The following is a 19,740-nucleotide window of genomic DNA, read 5'->3' as shown; positions in this document are numbered from 1 at the left end:
GACCCTGTACTCCCGCAAACCGCTACAGATAATGCACTTACACATCGCCCAACGGTTTGGCACAAACTTCGCTCTTCTCAGACATGTTTGGAATTTGACGGAAACCAACACTGGAGGTATTTATCATGAAATCGATTCAAATCAACGACCTGGACAAGAACGTGGAAGTAACGGAACCTGAGCAAGTACAGATCGTCGGCGGGCTCCTTCCCGCGCTGGTTGCTGTTGAAACCACGGTTTCAAAAGATCATAAAAACTGGATCAACGTCGCGAGTTGCAACATGGGCGGTCACAAGTAGGATCGCCTGCGAGAACCCGCTTCGTTCCTCCCACCATCCCGCGAATCGGAACGCGCCTCCTTGGATCGCGGCGGGCCGGTGTGCAAGAATCGCCGGATGAAATCCGCCGCGATTCTATGCTGCCTGGCTGGCGCGCTCTCGTCCGTGTGCGCGGCGGAAGAGCCCTATTCCTCGCCCGAGGTGGTCAAGCTGGCCATCGGGCCGGTGGCGTCGTTGTCTCCGGAATCGCGCCGCGCGTTCACGCCCAACGGGGATTTCCCGCCACTGCCTCAGCCGGGTCCAAATGACTGGCTGGCGATCAACCCCGAGCGGGGCCAGACCTTTAATCAGTTCACGCGCTCTAATCCGAATAAACCCGTTGCGCCGCGCAACGTGATCTACCTCCAACCGCTGGATGCCTTCGCCGGCGGCGACCCGGAGATTCTGGCGAAGCTGGAGCGCTTTGCGAGTGCTTTCTTCCCCATACCCGTGAAGATGCAAGCGCCCGTGGAGGTGTCGCGACAGGGCATCACGGATCGGGAGAATCCGATCACGGGGCAGCGCCAGTTGCTGAGCACGGATCTACTGGTTTTTCTTCGCAGGGATCTCCCGGAGGATGCCTATTGCCGCCTCGGCTTGACCACAATCGATCTCTATCCCGAGCCATCGTGGAATTTCGTCTTCGGCCAGGCGTCGCTGAAAGAGCGTACAGGCGTGTACAGCTTCGCGCGGTATTCGCCCCGCTTTTACGGAGAAGCGCCGAAGACGGGCGATGATGCGCTGGCGCTGCTGCGGAGCTTCAAGGTGCTGGCCCACGAAACCGCCCACATGTTCGGCATGGAGCATTGCGTGTACCTGCGCTGCATCATGAACGGCAGCAATCACCTCGACGAGACCGACGCGAGCCCGGTGCACCTTTGTCCCGTGTGCCTGCGCAAGCTGCGGGAGACTATCGGGTTTAACGTGGTGGAACGCTACCGCGCGCTGGAGGTGGTCTATCGCGAAGCCGGACTGCTGGAGGAGAGCAACTGGGTGAAGAAACGCGCGTCGTATGTGAGCGGCGAATAGCCCCCAACATGGAAATTGCCCGGCGCCCCTGGGGGCGCCGGGCAACAAATTATGTTCCAGGTGATTTGCGCGAAAGCGCGCCGGGCTCAGACCGTTTCCGGCACCACGAAGCCTTCGCGGTACACGCGGGTCAGGTACGAGTTCGCCTCGTCGTCGTTCTTCACCTGTTCCTTCTCCGTATCGATCTCGAGCACGCGGTTCAGGCGTGCGCCGGTGAGGGCATAGTGGGACAGGGCGGAGGAGTAGTGACCTTCGATGGGAGGCGCCGTGAGCTTTTCGGCACTGCGGCTGCGGACGCAGTCGATGAAGTTCTGGAAGTGGTTGACGGTGTCCCCCTCGGAATTTTCCTTTACGAGTTTGCCACCCTGATAAAGCTGGTAGCCTTCGTAGCTCGGGAAGGACATGTAGCCCTTTTCGCCGTAGAAAAGCACGCCGAAGGCCTTGCCGCCCACTTCTTCGTTGGACTCCCAGAAGCGCACTTCGAGGGTCATCATTTTGTCTTTGCCGTCTTTGCCCTTGAACATGAAGGACGATGAAGAGACGTTGAAGACTTCCTTGGCGTCTTCCCAGAGGAAGAGGCCGCCCATGGACGCGACGCGATAGGGCACGTCGACCTGGAGGCCCCAGCGGGCGGCGTCGAGCTGGTGCACACCCTGATTGCCGATGTCGCCATTGCCATAGGCCCATTTCCAGTGCCAGAAATAGGGAACGAAGATGCCCTGGCCCTTGTCGTTGACCATGAAGGGCTCTTCCTGCGCGGGGCCCTGCCACAGGTTCCAGTCCAGCTCCGCGGGGGGCGTGCCGGGTTTGGCCTTGCCGATGTCGGGGCGATTCTTGAAGCACACGCAGCGGGCCATGTAGACCTCGCCGATGGCCCCGTCGTGCAGCATCTGGATGCCTTCCTGGAAGCCGGGGTTACTGCGGAGCTGCACGCCGTGCTGGACGATCTTCTTGTATTTCGCCGCCGCTTCCACCACCTTGCGGCCTTCGTAGATATTGTGGGTCATGGGCTTTTCGACGTAGACGTCTTTACCCGCCTGGCAGGCCCAGATGGCGCCCAGCGAGTGCCAGTGATTGGGCGTCGCCATGGATATGACGTCAATGTCCTTGTCGTCGAGCACGCGGCGGATATCTTGCTCGAACTTCGGCTCCTTCAAACCCTTGTCCGTCAGGAACTCCTTCGCGCGGGGCGCGAAAAGGCGGGAATCCACTTCGCACAGCGTGGAGACTTCAGCACCCTGGATCTGCGGGTACATGGTCAAGTGTTCCTTGCCACGCCCGTTGATCCCCATGATGGCTACGCGCACGCGGTCGTTCGCGCCAGCCCAGGAGGTCTTGGAGGTGCCTATCAACAAAGACGCGGCCGCCGCGCCTTTCACGAAATTCCTGCGGGTAATCTCTTTCATTGGAAATATCCTTCTGGTATGCAAGGTGAGTAAATCAATTTTTCGCACCCCTCCATGGTAGCGGAGCGGTGAGAACTTCGTCAATGGATGATTTTCCGGTGGGAACCGTGGGACGTGTCCGCATGAATCCTTGCGGCTTCAGGTGCGGATCGATTCCGATCAGTCCGATCCGTCTGATCGGACTGATCTGTTCGACCCGCCTTAATGGCCCTTCCGTTTCAAGATTTCTTCCGCCAGTCGCTCGCGCAGTGCGGGCAGGATTTCCGGACCGCTCTTCCAACTGCCCCAGGTGGGTACGGCTTCACGCACGATGGCGTCGACGGCCTCGGCGCCGCCGAGGGATTCCAATAGCGCGAAATATTCATAGTCTTCCATCCCGTCGCGAAGGTTCTTCAGGCGGATCGATGCGATGGGGCCGTCGATGCCCACGGCGTTGCCGGGATAGAAAAGGGCGCCTTCGCCGTTCCAGCGCACCCGGAAGCCGGGATCCTGCCATGGGTCGCGATCGGGCGATCCGAAGTAAACCACGGACCAGTAGAGTAGGCCCGTGATGCCGTAGCGGCGGTTGAGCCAGGGCGCAATGCGGTAGGAGGTAACGGGGAAGTCGATCTCCCAGAAGGGCGGAATATCGTCCTTCACCGTCTCAAATTCCGGGTGGTAGGGCGGCGCGGTCTGGGTCAGGGCCGTGTAGCTCCAGACGTGCTCGCCCTGAGCCTGCAGGCGCTTTGTGCTGGCTTCATCGACGAACCCGAAAAGCGGGCACCAGATGTCGATGGACTCCTCCAGCGAGGGCCAGGCGGGATCCTGGGTGTAGGTCTGCTCCACGACGAGTCGCCGTATGTTCGGGTGGGCCTCGCGCACCAACGCGCCCAGTTCGCGCACCCGCTCATAGGCCTCGATTTCATTGGGCTCATCCAGCATGTAGAGATAGGCGCGATCCGCCCAGCCTTTCTGCTCCAGATAGCTATGCCAAGAGCGGTAAAAGCGCAGGGCTTTCTCGCGATCCGCCCCCGCGGAATCGCCAAAGGGCGCGGACGGAATGTGGAAGTTGGTCACATGGTGACGCTCCACGAAGGCCGTGATGGCCGCATCTACCTCGGGCGTAAACGCGGCGGCCCCGTCCTCCCCCGCGGCGGGCAGGAGGTGGTGGGGAATTTCCGGGCTGATGCGATGGGCCGCCAGCTCGGCGCTGTAGCGCTCCTCCAACTCGATGAACTCGGGGCTGGTGCTATCGAGCTTGTGGTAGGCCGCCAGCGAACCGAAGCCGCCAAAGTGATTCTCGTGGGTAGGACCGTCGGGCAGGGTGAAGTCCCAAACCGTGAGGGCCACGGGCAATTCGACCGCTTCCGCATTCTCTGCGGTCACCCGGAGCGTGGCCGTGTAGTCGCCCGGCACGGCATCCGTCGGCACATGGACATCGAGCCAGAGGACTTCGTTGTTTTCCCGCCAGATATCAAAGGGCGTCCCGCCGTAGGCCACGCCTTCCAACTTTTCGCCATTCCAGTAGTGGGGCTTGAGTTTCTCACCGGTCTGGGGATGGAGCACGGGAACCAGCGCATCGGGAATCAACCCCGGTGCCTCAGTGGCCCGGGGCGACGAGCGGCGGACGTTGACCGTCACTTCACGGTAAAGCACCGCCGCCGCTGCCGGAAGCTGGGTCCCGTCGGCCAGGGAAAAAGGCGAGAGGACGACATCCACCTTGGTCGCGTTGCCACCCAGCGCTCGAATGGCGAATTGAAGCGATTCGGTTTCATTGCGGGCCGCGCGAAATGCGGGAGGCGGAAGGATGGCGAGATCGCCGGTGGGCCGATGGCGCTCGGTGGGGCCCAGGGGCAGGACCTCCAGGCCGATCTGGGCGAAGGCGCTCAGCGTGTTCACCACGCTCGCGGCGACGAGTGTAAGGGAAAGGGCGCTGCGGCGCATGATACGATTCTCCTCGCTTTGGGTATCGGATGCGGGCTTGTATCGGTGGGCTGGGGTGCCGAAAGGGCCCGCCATACCTGGAGCAGTATACGATTGGCCCAGGGGCGAGTCAACGGCGCTCATGAATTGATTGACAAAAATACTAATAAGTACTAAAATAAAAACTTAGGCGGAAGTGAGCAATTTTCAAGTTGTCTAACTTGAGTGTATCGGGTCTGCAAATGCAAGGCGAAAAAGTGGGACAGTAATCGTCTTGCTCGACGTAGTAGTTGTCAATTCTGATAATTTATTGTAGGGCCATCGCCGGGGAGTGACGGTGCCACCTTGCAGTAAGTGGTCTGTCTATAACGAATTATGTCGAAAGTGTGACATTGGCACGATACGTGCTTTCAGCAGGAGTTGCTCGGCCAGCGAGCCGTGTATAGTGAGAATTTCACGATACCCCACTCGGGGCAACTGCAGGAATCGGGAGAGAGAAGGAAGATCATGGTTGTGAGCGCCACCAGTGTGTCAACGGGCAAAGATGAACCCGCGGGCTTCTTTGCCCTGGGGAACCTTGTGCGATTCTCGGTCGTCGTATTTCAGGTTGTCCTTGTGGCGCTCATGTTCAAGGCGGTTCGCCTTGAGAGTGAGGCCTTTCGCCAGTTGCTGCTGATCGTGGCGGTCGCCTTTCCCATCAATCACGTACTGCCGCTGCGGTTCCGACTTCCCTTTTTTGTGGCGCTCAGTCTCGGCTGCCTGGTTTACCTCATCGGTGGCCAGAGCCCGGCGAGCGCGGCCTGGCTCATCGGAATTGGCGGGGTGCTCATCGGTCTGTGCCATGTGCCGGCGTCCATGAATGTGCGCCTGGGCCTGGTTTTCGGTGCCGCACTCATCCTCGCGGTGTTTCGCGCGGGCTGGGTGGCCTCGCCCTGGCCGAGCACGATCTGGCCGATCCTCGGCGCCATGTTCATGTTCCGCCTGATCATCTACGTGTACGATCTGGTCCACAAGTCGGCGCCCTTCAGCCTCTGGCGCTCGCTGGCTTATTTCTTCATGATCCCCAACATCCTCTTCCCCCTTTTTCCGGTAGTGGACTACCAGACCTTCTGCCGGACCTATTACAACGAAGATCCGTATAAGATCTATCAGACGGGCGTGAAGTGGATGATCCGGGGCGGCATCCAGCTTATCCTCTACCGCTTCCTGTACAAGTTCATGATTGTCGGCCCCGCTGAAATCGAAGGCGCCTCGGGCTTCTTCCAGCACATGGTCTGCACCTACCTCCTTTATCTCCAGGTATCGGGCATGTTCCACACGATTGTGGGGCTGCTCCACCTCTTCGGCTTCAACCTGCCCGAAGGCAACCACCACTACGTGCTCGCGTCGAGCTTCACCGATTTCTGGCGCCGGATCAATATCTATTGGAAGGACTTCATGATGAAGGTCTTCTTCTATCCGCTGTTTTTCCGGCTGCGGAAACTGGGTACGACCCAGGGCATGATCTACGCCACCCTGATTGCCTTTTTCGCCACCTGGGCGCTCCATGCCTACCAGTGGTTCTGGCTGCGCGGCGCGGCCCTCTTCACTCCGCAGGATATTCTCTTTTGGATCCTGCTGGGGATACTGGTGACCTTCAGCGTATGGAACGAGGCCCGGCCCCACAAGAAGCTCGTGCCCAAGACTCCGGCGGACAGCGCGAAACTCGCGGCCATCCTGGCGGGCAAGACGCTGCTGACCTTCCTGACGATCACCTTCCTGTGGTCGCTCTGGACTTCGGACTCCATCGGCGAATGGCGCGCGACGCTACTGCAATTGCGCAACTGGGATCTGGAGGCGGTGCTCAAGATCGGGGGCGTGCTGCTGCTGCTCGCGGCCACGGCCATCATCGTGGGCCGTGACCAATGGCAGGTGGGTGGCGCCGCGAAACAGCGCGCGGCCAACCTGAAGCCCTACAACTTCTGGCGCAACGCCGTGCTCAATAGCCTTACGGGTCTCTTCGTCATGATCATGGCCCTCTCCGAAGTGCAGAGCCACATGAACCCCACGCTGGTGGCCGTTCTGGACGCGATCGAGAATCCCTCGCTCAACGCCGCGGACGCGGCGGAAATGCAGCGGGGCTACTACGAAGATCTGATCCAGGTGGACCGCTTCAACCCCGAGCTTCAGGCCATGTTCAACAAGCAGCCGAAGAATTACTTCGACGAGTGGCGCAAGACCATGAACACGAAGCGCGACGACTATCTCGGCGTGGCCATGACGCCCTCGACCAACATGACCTACGAGGGAAAGGTCTACACGACGAACGAATGGGGCATGCGCGACAAGCCCTACACGAAGGAAAAGCCCGCCGGCGTGAAGCGGATCGGCCTGATCGGCTCCTCCCACACGATGGGCTGGGGCATCGGCGATGCGGAAGTGTGCGATGTGCTGGCGGAAGACCGCCTCAACGCCGAGGGCATGCCTTACGAGCTGCTCAACTTCTCGGTAAACGGCTACGACCCGATCCAGAAGGCGATCGTTCTCGATTCGACCATGCTGAACTTCGATCTCGACGCGGTGTACATCTTCTGCCACCGCATTGAGAAGACATGGATCATCGATCACCTGGTGCAGCGCGTGAAGGGCGGCAAGGCGCTGCCCGACCCCTTCGTGGAGGAGATCGTGAAGAAAGCCGGTGTGACGCCCGACATGGACAACGCCGTGCTGAAGATCCGGCTGAGCGCCTATGGATCGGAGCTCCTCGAATGGTCGCTGACCAAATTCGCCGAATCCTGCCGCGCCAAAGGCGTGAAGACGGCCTTCATCTACATGCCCGAGAAAGGTCGCGTGTCTTTCTCCGACAACGACATCAAGGAGCTCTTCGACTTTGCGAGGAAGGCGGGCTTCGACATCATCGAGGATTATTCCGGGGCCTACAAGGGCTACCCGGACAAGGAAATCCAGGTGTCGGATTTCGACGATCATCCGAATGCCCTGGCGCACCGCCTCCTGGCGGAGCACCTGTATGAGACCATCAAGAAGCATGACGCGGAACTTGCCGGCGGCGCAGTGGCGCAGGGCCAGCCCGACGCGGCAACCGCAACCCGGTAAGCAGTTACAGGAAAGAGGAAAGCCCCCATGAGCAACAGCATTGAATCCATCCAGGCCGACGTAAAGGCCTACATTCTCGATACCTTTCTCCCCGGCGAGGATCCCGATTCCCTCGACTTGGAAACCCCCCTGATCTCCGGCGGCATCCTGGATTCGATCTCCACGGTAAAGCTGGTGACCTTTCTGGAAGAAAAATACGGTATCGAGTTTCAGGCCCATGAAATCGGCTCGGACAATCTCGAGACCCTCACCCTGATCGCCAACACGGTCAACACGAAGAGCGCCGGAAAGTAATGAACCAGCTCCACCAGCTTCTCGAGCGTTCCGCCGGGGCACACCCCGGTCGGTGCGCCGTCGTGGATCCCGAACGCGAGGTCTCCGTCAACTACGAGCAGTTCCAGAAGTTGGCCGAGACCATGGAGCAGCGCCTGCGCGCCGCAGGCGTCGCCTCGGGTGATCGCGTGGGCATCTGCATGCCCAAGTCCATCGGTAGTCTCACCGGCGTCTTCGGCGCCCTTCGCGCGGGCGCGGCGTATGTGCCCGTGGATTCCACCGCGCCCGCCGAGCGCAATGCCTACATCTTTTCCGACTGCGCGGTGCGCGCCATCGTTGTGGCGGAAAAGCTGGCCGAGGGTCTCATCGCGGAATTCGGTCCCGAGCGCATCACCCATGGAGGCGCCCTCGATTTCCTCGATCCTTTCGGCGTGCCCATGGTGCTCCTGGCCGCCGCGCCGGACCCGGCCCAGACCTTCGAGAATGTGGACACCACCAATCTGGCCTACATCCTCTATACCTCCGGCTCGACCGGAAAGCCCAAGGGCGTGATGCACACCCATGCTACCGGCCTGGCTTTCATCGACTGGTGCAGCGAGGCCTTCGAGCCCACCTGCGAGGATGTTTTCTCCTCCCATGCGCCTTTCCACTTCGACCTGTCGATCCTGGACATCTACGTCTGCCTCAAGCATGGCGGAAAGCTGGTGCTGCTCGGCGAGACGCTGGGCAAGCAGGCGAGCAAACTGGCGGCGGTCATCGCTTCGGAAAAGATCACCATCTGGTATTCCACCCCTTCAATTCTGCGCCTGCTCGTGGAATTCGGGCAAGACGCGCCCCACGACCACTCCGCCCTCCGCATTATCTTCTTTGCGGGCGAGGTCTTCCCCGTGAAGCATCTGCGGGCGGTGATGACCATGTGGCCCCAGCCGCGCTATTTCAATCTCTATGGCCCCACCGAAACCAACGTATGCACCTATTACGAAGTCGTGGGCCAAATCCCCGAGGAGCGGACCGAACCCTTCCCCATTGGGATCGACTGCTCCGGCGACGTGGGCATGGTGGTGGATGCTCTGGATAAGGAAGTACCCCGTGGCGAAGAGGGCGAACTCTATGTCAAGGGCGGCTCCGTCATGGTGGGTTACTGGAACCTGCCCCAGCGCAACGCCGAAGCTTTCTATGTCGACGCCGATGGCGGCAAGTGGTACAAGACCGGAGACGTGGTGAAAATCGACGAGAACGGCGACTACGAGTATATCGGACGTCGTGATCGCATGGTGAAGCGCCGCGGCTATCGCGTGGAGCTGGGAGAAATCGAAGCGGCCCTCTACAGCCACGAGAACGTGACCGAGGCGGCCGTGGTGGCCACGCCCGATCCGGAGAATGGCGTGCTCATCCGCGCCTACCTCAACTGGACCGGCGACAAGCCACCCTCACTCATCGCCATGAAGCAGTTCTGCTCAAAGAAAGTACCGCTTTACATGATCCCCGACAAGTTCATTGCGGTGGACGGCCTTCCCAAGACTTCCACGGCCAAGGTGGACTATCAGAAACTGTTGACGATGGAATAGATAGCGGTGCAGACGAGGGTTTTCGTATGCGCTCGTTACCACGGTCCTCCGTGGTAATGCATAGGTTTACGCTCCAGCGTGAACAGTGTTGCGAGAGTAACCCCGTAGTGTCACCGCCACTTTGCAAGCGGTTGTGCCGCTGGAGCGGCACGGTAGGCATTACCACGGAGGACCGTGGTAACGAGTTTGCGCTTTAGCTGTGTTCCGCACCGGTCAATCGAGTTTGCACCCGACGGACGCTCACAAAACTCTAAAAGGACCCACAATGGATTTCTCCCTGAACGAAGACCAGAAACTGCTCCGCGAGCAGATCATCCGCTTCGCCCAGAATGAATTGAACGAGAACATCACCGAGCGCGATCGGGAGCAGATCTTCCCCCACGATCTCTGGCTGAAGTGCGGCGAGATGGGCCTCCAGGGCTTGCCGGTGTCGGGCGATTACGGCGGCAGCGAACTGGATCCTCTAAGCGTGGCCGTGGCGCTGGAAGCCTTCGGCTATGGCTGCCGCGACGGCGGTCTCGTCTTCTCCGTCTGCGCCCATCTTCTCGCCTGCGTCATCCCCATCTCGCGCCACGCCACCCCGGAGATGAAGGAAAAGATCCTGCCCGGCCTGTGCGACGGCAGCCTTATCGCCGTAAACGGCATGACCGAAGTGACCTCCGGCTCAGACGCCTTCAACATGGCCACGCGCGCCGTGAAGGACGGTGATGGCTATCGAATCACCGGCGTGAAGATCTTCAGCTCCAACGGCCCCGTGGCCGATGTGGCCGTGGTCTATGCCGTGACCGACGAGACCAAGGGCGCCCACGGCGGCATTACAGGTTTCGTCGTCGAGAAGGGCACACCCGGCTTCACCCCCAGCCAGAAGTTCGAGAAAATGGGCCTGCGCACCGCCATGCTCGGCGAACTCGTCTTCGACAACGTCTACGTGGGCCCGGAGAACATTCTCGGCACTGCCGGCGGCGGCCCCGTCGTCTTCAGCGAATCCATGGAATGGGAGCGCGTCTGCATCGCCGCATGCCACCTCGGCACCATGCAGCACCTGATGGAAAAGTCCATCGACTACGCCCGCACCCGCACGGCCCAGGGCAAGCTCATCGGAAAGCACCAGGCCATCGCCCACAAAATTGCCGACATGAAAATCCGTCTGGAATCCGCCCGCCTGCTGGTCTACCAGGCCGCCATGCGCGTGGGCAAGGCCCGCGACAACGCCATGAACGCCTCCATGGTGAAGGTCTACGTGAGCGAGTGCCTCCAGAAGACCGCGCTGGACACCGTCCAGATCTTCGGTGGTCACGGCTTCCTCACCGAGCACGAAGTCGAGCGGACCCTCCGCGATTCCATCGGCGGAACCCTCTACTCCGGCACCAATGAAGTGCAGCGCAACATCATCGCGAGCTGGCTGGGGTTGTAGGCGGAAAGCGAAATTTAAATCGACGTATAGTCGGGGCAAGCGTGGACTCCAATCCCCGCTTGCCCCGATTCTTGTAGTACCGATAGACTGGCGCATACACTCCAGTCAGATCAGGTCATCGTCGCCAACATCCAATCTCGTGCGGCACCAAGGAAGCAACCGTGATCCACAGCTACATCGTCGGTGCGCGAAATTCCACGCCGGAAGCTCTCGCCACTGCGCTCTCACCCAGGTACCTGCTGAAAGTTGAAGAGGCCAACGGCTGGTGTTGGGCCTATATTCCCGTACTCGTACCAGGTACGCCATCACCCTTGAGAAGCCTCGACACATTGGAGGGACCGTGTCTCCTCGTGACCGAAGAGTACCCGCGGCGTTGGCGGCTCCACCTTCGCAAACTAGCCGAACAGCCCTTCGATACGATGCACGTTTATCACTGGATTGAACGCGAACCGGGAACCATCTGCACGGCGGATGACGAGGAAGAGCCTTTCACCATCTTGCGCACACCAGCCCTGATCGAACTTATTCATCACTATCTTGTACCTCCTTCATCCCTCGCTCCCCTCGAATTTGCGGACAAGAGCTTCGACGCCTATCGCGAAGACCGCGACCAGCGGCCCCAACCAAGTGTGGCTGCGTATATCGCGGACACGTTTCAGCATGCTGAAATTACGCTGCCCCCATCGCTGGTGTCGACACTGGCGGAACTGCCCAACAACGCAGTCTATCTCGGATTCCTCGCGCGACATGCCGCATACGTCGCCGATGCCCTGAAGCAGTTCGAAATCCCCCATGACCGCGGCGAAGTTATCCGGATGCTCACCGGGGAAAGCCTTATTTTCGGTGAGCTCGAACAGTCTTCGGGCAACATGCTGCGCTTCCTCCGCCACCTTGGTCTCGCTCCTGACATAGAGCGGAAATTGGTTGGCCGATATGTAATTCCCGGAGAAGAGCTGCGCGAGAACCCCGCCACGGAAGTCGTCGAGGCCGCAGGCGCACTCCCGTTGTACGAGATTGAAGCGGGGCCGTTCTTCGTCCCGCTGGCGGAGGTGTTTCTCCTCATACGATGCGTGAGCTATCGGGACAACCGAACCGAATGTGTTGCGCGCATGTGGTCGGACAAGCCACTGGAGCGCCCATCGGCGTGGATACCGCCTTACGCCGCATACACGTCCATGTCCGATGGCTTCTGCCTTTTTGTCGGGAACGGCCCGCATCAATGCGCGCACAATGAACGGTGCCGTCTGGGCGGACTGCTTAGGCATCTTCCGCCAGACGCACGCCTGGAGCTCCTCCTCAACGGCGCGTATGAGCGCATGCGCCTGTCCGGACAGGTGGAGGGCGATCAGTGGCGGCTGGAAGCCGCCTCGGTGCCTCTGGCCAATGATGACATGGATGAAATTCTTGCCTTGTTCCGAACAGCAGAAGCACGGAGGCCGCAAGTCATGCGGGATGACCGCGAGATGGAGGCCATCCTCCTTGCGTCATCAGGGCACAGTGTGTTTTACAAGACACCACCCCGTCGCGAAGGGCTTGCGCTGCTTCCCCGTGAAGCTGCCGAAGCGGAAAGCATCGGCCAGTTGCTGTTTCGCCATCGATTCGGGCACCGGTGGAACTTTTCCGCGTTCGATCTGCGCCAGGTCGATCTCTTGAAGCGCGTCAAGGCGCTCGACTCCAAGACCGCGCGGGAGTTTGCCCAGCCCGCTTCGAAGCAAATGGTACTCGACGGTCAGGCAAGCCGATTTTATCAGGCGGACTCTAGCACCCGCGCTATGGAACGCGATATGAGAAATGCCGCGCAGAATTTCAAGCATGTGGATGAGACGATGGCGGCGCTCGGCTTTACCTGTGCTGGCGCGGTCATTTGCGAGCGCGCCGAACCGGGCATACGCCGCTGCTATGCGAATGGGACGATAGGGATCTTTGGCTTTTATCATGCCCAATCGGCAGGAACGACATGGATTGATTTCTACACCCTGTTTGACGACGCAACACTGCTGATCACCACCACGGGGGAGAGTGAGGGCAGTTTTCGCAGCCTTCGGATTCTCACTCAAAGCCGTCCAAGCCTGACTTTGGAAAAACTTTACGAAGAACACACCCTTGGCGTCGCCCGTATCAAGAAACACAGTCTGAACCCGACTTCTATCGATGGCAGCCTTCAAGGTGCCTGCCGCATGATCGACCTGTACCTGATGCGGCGGCTCGGAGGCCTGTAGGCCGGACGCCGCCCCTCTCTCTTCTCCCCAAGGGTATTGAACTGTCCCGCGATACCCGCGTAGGATGATAGCGCAGTATAGAGTTCCTGACCATCCTTTCAGTTCCAGACAAAGGGATTCTCCATGGCCATCCGCAGACACATCGTCGCCGCGCGCAACACCGCGCCCGAAGCCTTCACCGCCGCGCTGGCCGGATTAAACGTATCGGAGGTCGAGGAGGCCAACGGTTGGTGCTGGGCCATGGCTTCGGTCTGGACCACGGGCGCGGATGACCTCGTAACGGCCCTCGCATCACTGGATGGGCCCGGTTTTCTTACGACGACGGAGGATGCCTGCCGCTGGCGTCTGCACGTCCGCGCGAAAGGCGTCGCGCCCTTTGATACGGTCCACGAATTCCAGTGGATCGGTTATGCGGTCGTTCCCGCCGAAGTCCAGTCTGACTGGGTTGACCTCGATGAGGACGACGAGGGGGAGGAGGACGTCGAGGTCGTATCGGTGGCGTTGCCCGGCTTCCCTGCATTGCCTGCGAAGCGCCTTCCGTCGCTCGAGTTCGAAGATGAGTTCTTTGAGGCCTACTCGGATGATCTTGACGACAACGACGAATATGACGAGGAGGAGGAGGAGGATTCCGGTGAAACTTCGCCGCTGGCGTATATCGCCGCGTGCTACAGTGAGAGCGGCATCCCTCTTCCCGACGCCATGCTGGCGGAGTTGGCGGGCTGTCCGGATGAGGAGGTCTACCCGCGTTTCCTCGCGCTCCACGGGGAGTATATCGCGGATGCGCTCACACAATTCTCCATACCCCATGATCGTGTCGAGGTTCTGCGCATTCTGACTGGCCAGAATCTCAGCGATGGAGAGCGCGAAAGCGATATCGGGAATCTCTGGCGCTTCCTTCACCACCTCGGCCTCGGCCCGAAGTTTGCCGAGGCCCTGGAGGAGTTTGAACGTGTGGAAACGCCGCAGCCGCCGGAGGACCCCGCGCTGCGAATCATCAGGGCGGCGGGAAAACTCCCGTTGCACGCGCTGGAGGGTGGTCCGGCGCGGGTTCCCCTGCACGCGTTGTTTCTGATGGCGCGCCTGACGTTCTACCAGGACACCTACCCCGCCTACGCGGTCTGTGTTCGCTTCGACAGCGCGCTGGACTGGCCCGCGTGCAAGACACCAAGCTACACGACCTGTACGCCGGTCAAGAAGGGCTTCGGTGTAAACATCACGCTGGACGGCATGAATACCGCCATTATGCCCAGAGCCCGACAGCGGCTCGGCGAGCTCTTCGCTTCGCTGCCCGACGGTGCGAGGCTGGAGCTGCTTGGGAAGGGAGAGTGCGCCAGAACACGAATGGCGGGCCGCGTGGAGGAAGGGGCGTGGTTGATTGAATCCGCCTCCACACCGATGTCATCCGATGATGTGCGCTGGATGCTGGAGCTTTTTCGCGGGGCGGAATCGCGCGCTCCCGTAACGGCGCGGGACGAATCCGAAGTGGAGGCCGTTCTCCATGGCGCGGCCCGGCACATGGTGCTTTGCAACGATCCGCCACGCCGGGAGGGATTACAGCTCTATCCCGGTGATCGGCGGGAGACCGAAGTGCTCTGCGGGCTCTTCTTCCGTCACCGGCTCAAAGAGCGGTGGGATTTCTCGAAGATCGAGCGCCACAACGCAACGAAATTCAGAGACTGGCGAAAGTTCGAGGAAGAGATGGCCCGGGAGAACGCTCTACCGGCCACGGAGAACGTGATCTACGCCGGTGAGTCGAGCCGATTTCTGGAGGCGGACTATAAGGCCAGGTCGATGGACACGATGATGCGCGCAAAGGCGAAAACCTTTCGCGAAACCGACAAGGAGATGGCGGAACTGGGCTATAGGTTGCTCGGCGCGGTGGTGTGTGAAAAAGTGGGCGGAGGCATTCTGCGGTGCTATGCCAACGCGGCCGAGAAGACGTACAGCGCGAACTACCTCCTGCCCTATGGACAACAATGGCACGACTTCACGACCCGTTTCGAGGACAAAACGTCGCTCACGACGGGCAACGGGTTGAGCGAGGGTAGTTTCCGCAGTCTGCGCATCCTGGCGCGACACAGCTCGGGAACGACGCTCGGAGAAATGCGCGATGAACACCGCGAAGGCGTCGAGCGTCTCGTCGGACATGGCCTGAGCCCCGCGGAGATCGATGCGAGCCTGATGGGGGTGTGTCGTGCGATGGACGAGTTCCTCACGCTCCGTCTGGGCCTGGAAAGGGAAGAATAAGGCTCGAACACCGAGGTGAATTCGGGAATGGAGATCAGACTTCCCGCTTCCAGCGGATCTGAAACTCGATCTCTTCTTCGTCCTCGCCGCGCTCGTGCTCGATGCTGAATTCGGCCCGAACGGGCACATAAATGCGCTCGCCGGCGATTTGGATTTCAAACTTGTCGCCCGATTCCAATGCGTCGGCCAGCCGACGCAGTTTGGCCACATAGTCGGCGGTGGAGTAAACCTTTTCGATATCGCGCTCGCTCTTGTCGCTCATGAGGAATCCCCTGGGTATGCGCCTTGATCAGAAAAGCTGTTTCAACAAGGAATTGTCTTCCATCAGCTCGCGCTTGGTCTCAAGCATGGCGCGGAAGATGGATTCGGCAGGCTGGGGAGCCTGAGTCAGGGAGGTGAGGTGTTTCATATTGATTCCTTTCAAGGGGCCTGGCCCCGTGGTGCCTTGTGGATTCCCGCCCATTATGGAGTGCGGGAGAGGGAGGTTGCAATGATCGTCCAGTGGCCGAAAATTGATACCCGGGCCCGGTTCCGATAAGCTTAGCGGGTTTTGCGCGGACACCCCGCGCATGGGTCTGGCCGGGCAGGGAGAGAGCGCACCACCATGACGAATCATCACGAGAAATCCAATGCGGTTGCCGTTCCGCCGCGCGGCTGGATGCTGTTGCTCGCCATCGGCCCCGGCCTGGTCTGGTGCGGGGAATACATCGGCACCGGCGAAGTTATTCTGTCCACCCGCTCCGGCGCCATCTTCGGCGTCGCCATCCTGTGGGTGCCGGTGATGGCCATCTTCACGAAATTCTGGATTGGCCTCGCGGGCGCGCATTACACCGTCACCACGGGCGAAGGCATGATCGACATGCTCAGTCGCGCGCCCGGACCGCGCAACTGGGTCATATGGCCCGTGTTCATCGGCCAGATCTGCTCCGGGATGATCTCCACGTCGGCCGTGGCCAGTGCGGCCGGGGCCTTCGCCCACTACCTGATTCCCGGTGTGCCATCCGCCGTATTCGCGGCGCTGTCGGCCCTGATGGTGATCTTCGTCGTCTGGAGCGGGCTCTTTGGCCCCCTGAAACAGATTATGTCGCTCCTGGTGCTCGCCATTATCGCGGGCACCGTGGCGGTAGCCTGGACCACCTGGCCCGGCTTCGGCGCGGTGCTCGGAGGGGTCTTTGGCTTTCATCTTCCCCAGACGCCCGCCTGGGCCCTCGATCCCGGCGCGAGCGCATCCCCCTGGCAAGAAATCATGCCCCTCCTGGGCTGGGCCGCCGGTGGATTCGCCAGCCAGGTGTGGTACACCTACTGGGTGATCGGCGCGGGCTACGGAATGACCGGCGGCCGCGGCTATGGAAAGCCGCTGGACGAGGCCGAGCTCGCCGCCCTTGGCGAGGAAGAACTGAAGCGCATCGGCGGGTGGCGGCGGGCGGTGACGGTGGACGCGGTGTCGGCTGTCATACTGGGCATCCTGGTGACCATGGCGTTTATGATTGCGGGCGCGGGCGTGCTCGGGCCCAAACAGCTCAAACCGGATGGCGCGGAAGTGGCCTTTCAGCTTTCCAATATTTTCAGCGAGCAGTGGGGCCAGGTCGGCGCGTTCTTGTTTATCATCGCGGGACTTGCCGCCATGATCAGCACCATGATGGGCCAGTTTGCGGGATGGCCGCGACTCCTGGCCGACTGCACGCGGCTGCTTTTCCCCGTTTCCCAACGCTGGGAGTGGAAGCAACAGTTTCAGGCCTTTCTCCTGCTCATCGGCATTTCAAATATGCTCATCCTTTTCTTTCAGGGACACCAGCCCGTGCTCCTCGTAAAGACGGGCGCGGTGCTGGACGGTCTGCTGCTCACGCCCATCCAGGCGGCCGTGGTGGGCTGGGTGCTCTATCGCGTCATGCCCAGGTACTTCCGCGAAGAACTGCGCCACCTGGTGAGGCCCAACCCGATCATCGGCGTCGGCCTCGCGGCCGCATTCGTGCTGTTTGGATTTGTGTGTGTGTTTAAGTTAGGCGACTATTTGTAAGCAGAGACGCGAAGAAGAATGGGTCGTATAGATCGTATCAGCCCAATGAAATAGTCAATACGACCCATAAGACCCATAAGACCCATTTTTCCCAACACTAAGGTACGCCGCTCCCTCCCATGAAAGCCCTCATCCTCGAAGACTACAAGCGATTTAATTACACCACCGCGCCCGATCCAGCGCCCGGTCCCGAGGACGTCCTCATTGCCGTGGCGGCGTGCGGCATCTGCGGCAGCGACGTTCACGGCATGGACGGCAGCACGGGACGCCGCCGTCCACCGATCATCATGGGCCATGAGGCGGCCGGCACGATTGCCGCCGTCGGGAGCAACGTGCGCCGCTGGTCCGTTGGTGATCGCGTCACTTTCGACTCCACGATCTCTTGCGGTGCCTGCTTCTTCTGCCGTCGCGGCGAGATCAACCTCTGCGACCACCGCCGCGTGCTCGGCGTCTCCTGCGAGGACTACCGCCAGCACGGGGCCTTCGCGGATTATGTCGTTGTGCCTCAGCATATACTCTATCGCCTGCCCGACGACCTCTCCTTCGAAAAAGCCGCGATGGTCGAGCCCGTATCCATCGCCTTTCACTCAGTCAACCGCACACCGATGGCGCTCAACGATTCCGTTGTCGTTTACGGCGCGGGCATGATTGGACTGCTGGTGATCCAGGCCCTGCGCCTCGCCGGGTGCGGCAGCATTATCGCCGTCGACGTGGATGACAATAAGCTCGCCCTCGCAATGACACTCGGCGCGGACCACGGCTTCAACGCGAGCTCCGAAACGCTCGCGGAACAAGTGCTGTCGCTCACCGACGGTCGCGGCGCGGATCGCGCCTTCGAATGCGTGGGCATCGGCGCGACCGTTGCTTCGGCTTTTCAATGTGTGCGCAAGGGCGGCTCCATCACCCTCGTGGGCAACCTGTCGCCCAAAATCGACTTCCCCCTGCAACTCGCCGTCACCCGTGAAATCACCCTGCTCGGCGTCTGTGCATCGCAAGGCGAATACCCCGCCTGCCTCGACATGATCGCCCGAGGCGCCATCGATGTGTCGCCCCTCATGAGCGCCGTGGCCCCATTGGCGGAAGGCGCGGCCTGGTTTGATCGGCTCTACAATAAAGAGCCCGGTTTGATGAAGGTGGTACTTTGCCCAAACAAATCCCAGTCATGATTAGACAATTCGGATCCTGTAGAGCGGCCTATCATGGGAAGGCGCGCCAAGGTGGGTTAAGCTTCCAGCTTGACCTCAGGGCTGCTTTAAACGCTGAAGGCCCTGTCCGCGCCTTCACTCTTGCCGAGTATCCCAAAGACGATTTGGGTCCTCCGATAGACAACGTGGGCCTTGTGTCAGGCTGGAAGCCTAACCCACGTTGGCGCCCGTCGCTAAAACGGGGAGGCGATGAAGATTGTACGTATCCTTACATTGTCCCCAATCAGCATTTCACAACTGGAAAGTTGCATCAATGACCCCCAACCCTTTCGATCTCACCGGCAAAGTCGCCCTGGTCACCGGCACCAGCCGGGGCCTCGGCCAGTACATGGGCCGCGCTCTGGCCCGTGCCGGGGCCGACCTTGTTATCACCAGTCGTGATGTCGGCACCCTCGCTCCCTTTCAAGCCGAGATCGAGGCCCTGGGTCGTCGCACTTTTCCCGTGCCGCTCGATGTGCGCGATCACGCGAGCATCCAGCAGGCCATCGAAACGGCCCATGCCCACTATGGCCATATCGACATCCTCGTAAACAACGCGGGCTGCAACGCGCGCAAGCCCGCGCTGGACGTCACCTGGGACGACTGGAATCTTGTCCTCGAAACCAACCTGCGCGGCACCTTCTTCGTGGCCCAGGCCGTCGCGCGCAAGATGATTGCTCAGGGGGGTGGACGCATCATCAATATCGGCTCGGTCACTTCCGTCTTCGGCTATGCGGGCCTCGGCCCCTATTGCGCAAGTCGCGGTGGCACACGCCAGCTCACCATGAGCCTCGCGGACGACTGGGGCCCTCACGGCATCACGGTCAATTGCCTGGCGCCCGGCTGGTTCAAGACCGCGCAGAATCAGGCGCTCTATGAAAACGAGGCCTGGGTCGAATACATTTGTGATCGAATCCCGTTGAAGCGCCCCGGACAACCGCACGATTTGGACGGTGCCGTGGTCTTCCTCGCTTCCGATGCAAGCGCCTATATTACTGGACAAACACTCCTCGTCGACGGCGGTATCTCCACCGGCGCAACGAAGGCCACGGTATAAACCGAAAGGACTCG

14 protein-coding genes are annotated in these 19,740 nt (G+C 60.6%); 11 read left to right on the top strand and 3 right to left on the bottom strand.

Annotation, left to right across the window (positions count from 1 at the left end):
- The first annotated feature begins 125 nt into the window (after nt 1–125).
- Together JNK74_05620 and JNK74_05615 are read left to right on the top strand one after the other, a co-directional pair.
- Entirely contained in the window at nt 126–299 is a 174-nt protein-coding gene (locus tag JNK74_05620) for a hypothetical protein (protein ID MBL7645654.1), read from the top strand.
- Between the two features lie 96 nt (nt 300–395).
- Nucleotides 396–1,346 (top strand): hypothetical protein, encoded by a 951-nt coding sequence (locus JNK74_05615; protein ID MBL7645653.1) that lies wholly within the window; start codon nt 396–398, stop codon nt 1,344–1,346.
- Nucleotides 1,347–1,432: 86 nt separating this feature from the next.
- On the opposite strand, the gene JNK74_05610 is transcribed toward JNK74_05615, so the two are convergent.
- Together JNK74_05610 and JNK74_05605 are read right to left on the bottom strand one after the other, a co-directional pair.
- The gene (locus tag JNK74_05610) at nt 1,433–2,752 is read right to left on the bottom strand and encodes a Gfo/Idh/MocA family oxidoreductase (GenBank protein ID MBL7645652.1); all 1,320 of its coding nucleotides are present in this window, start codon (nt 2,750–2,752) and stop codon (nt 1,433–1,435) included.
- A gap of 201 nt (nt 2,753–2,953) precedes the next feature.
- The gene (locus JNK74_05605) at nt 2,954–4,675 is read right to left on the bottom strand and encodes a DUF4091 domain-containing protein (protein ID MBL7645651.1); all 1,722 of its coding nucleotides are present in this window, start codon (nt 4,673–4,675) and stop codon (nt 2,954–2,956) included.
- 492 nt (nt 4,676–5,167) lie between these two features.
- Here JNK74_05605 and JNK74_05600 point away from each other — a divergent pair, with 492 nt between their 5' ends.
- The 6 genes from JNK74_05600 (at nt 5,168) to JNK74_05575 (ending at nt 15,468) form a co-directional block, all read left to right on the top strand.
- Nucleotides 5,168–7,747: a hypothetical protein gene (locus JNK74_05600; GenBank protein ID MBL7645650.1), complete on the top strand. Its 2,580-nt coding sequence runs from the start codon at nt 5,168–5,170 to the stop codon at nt 7,745–7,747.
- A gap of 27 nt (nt 7,748–7,774) precedes the next feature.
- Nucleotides 7,775–8,041 (top strand): acyl carrier protein, encoded by a 267-nt coding sequence (locus tag JNK74_05595; GenBank protein MBL7645649.1) that lies wholly within the window; start codon nt 7,775–7,777, stop codon nt 8,039–8,041.
- The gene (locus JNK74_05590; GenBank protein ID MBL7645648.1) at nt 8,041–9,588 is read left to right on the top strand and encodes an amino acid adenylation domain-containing protein; all 1,548 of its coding nucleotides are present in this window, start codon (nt 8,041–8,043) and stop codon (nt 9,586–9,588) included. Before JNK74_05595 ends, JNK74_05590 begins: the two co-directional genes overlap by 1 nt.
- Before the next feature lie 265 nt (nt 9,589–9,853).
- Entirely contained in the window at nt 9,854–11,002 is a 1,149-nt protein-coding gene (locus JNK74_05585) for an acyl-CoA dehydrogenase family protein (GenBank protein MBL7645647.1), read from the top strand.
- A gap of 350 nt (nt 11,003–11,352) precedes the next feature.
- Complete coding sequence (locus JNK74_05580) at nt 11,353–13,221, top strand: hypothetical protein (GenBank protein MBL7645646.1); 1,869 nt, start codon at nt 11,353–11,355, stop codon at nt 13,219–13,221.
- 123 nt (nt 13,222–13,344) lie between these two features.
- Nucleotides 13,345–15,468, top strand: coding sequence for a hypothetical protein (locus JNK74_05575; GenBank protein ID MBL7645645.1), 2,124 nt, complete (start codon nt 13,345–13,347; stop codon nt 15,466–15,468).
- A 34-nt stretch (nt 15,469–15,502) separates the two neighbouring features.
- On the opposite strand, the gene JNK74_05570 is transcribed toward JNK74_05575, so the two are convergent.
- Nucleotides 15,503–15,730 (bottom strand): amphi-Trp domain-containing protein, encoded by a 228-nt coding sequence (locus JNK74_05570; GenBank protein MBL7645644.1) that lies wholly within the window; start codon nt 15,728–15,730, stop codon nt 15,503–15,505.
- A gap of 342 nt (nt 15,731–16,072) precedes the next feature.
- Here JNK74_05570 and JNK74_05565 point away from each other — a divergent pair, with 342 nt between their 5' ends.
- From JNK74_05565 to JNK74_05555, 3 genes are all read left to right on the top strand, one after another.
- The gene (locus tag JNK74_05565) at nt 16,073–17,485 is read left to right on the top strand and encodes an Nramp family divalent metal transporter (GenBank protein MBL7645643.1); all 1,413 of its coding nucleotides are present in this window, start codon (nt 16,073–16,075) and stop codon (nt 17,483–17,485) included.
- Between the two features lie 119 nt (nt 17,486–17,604).
- Complete coding sequence (locus tag JNK74_05560; protein MBL7645642.1) at nt 17,605–18,651, top strand: galactitol-1-phosphate 5-dehydrogenase; 1,047 nt, start codon at nt 17,605–17,607, stop codon at nt 18,649–18,651.
- 292 nt (nt 18,652–18,943) lie between these two features.
- Nucleotides 18,944–19,726 carry a glucose 1-dehydrogenase gene (locus JNK74_05555; protein ID MBL7645641.1) on the top strand — a complete coding sequence of 261 codons (783 nt, stop codon included), beginning with the start codon at nt 18,944–18,946 and terminating at the stop codon, nt 19,724–19,726.
- Nucleotides 19,727–19,740: the final 14 nt, after the last annotated feature.

This window comes from Candidatus Hydrogenedentota bacterium (assembly GCA_016791475.1).
GTDB lineage: Bacteria > Hydrogenedentota > Hydrogenedentia > Hydrogenedentales > JAEUWI01 > JAEUWI01.
Note: the sequence above shows the minus strand (reverse complement) of the source record. Positions and strands in the feature narration are given on the sequence as shown.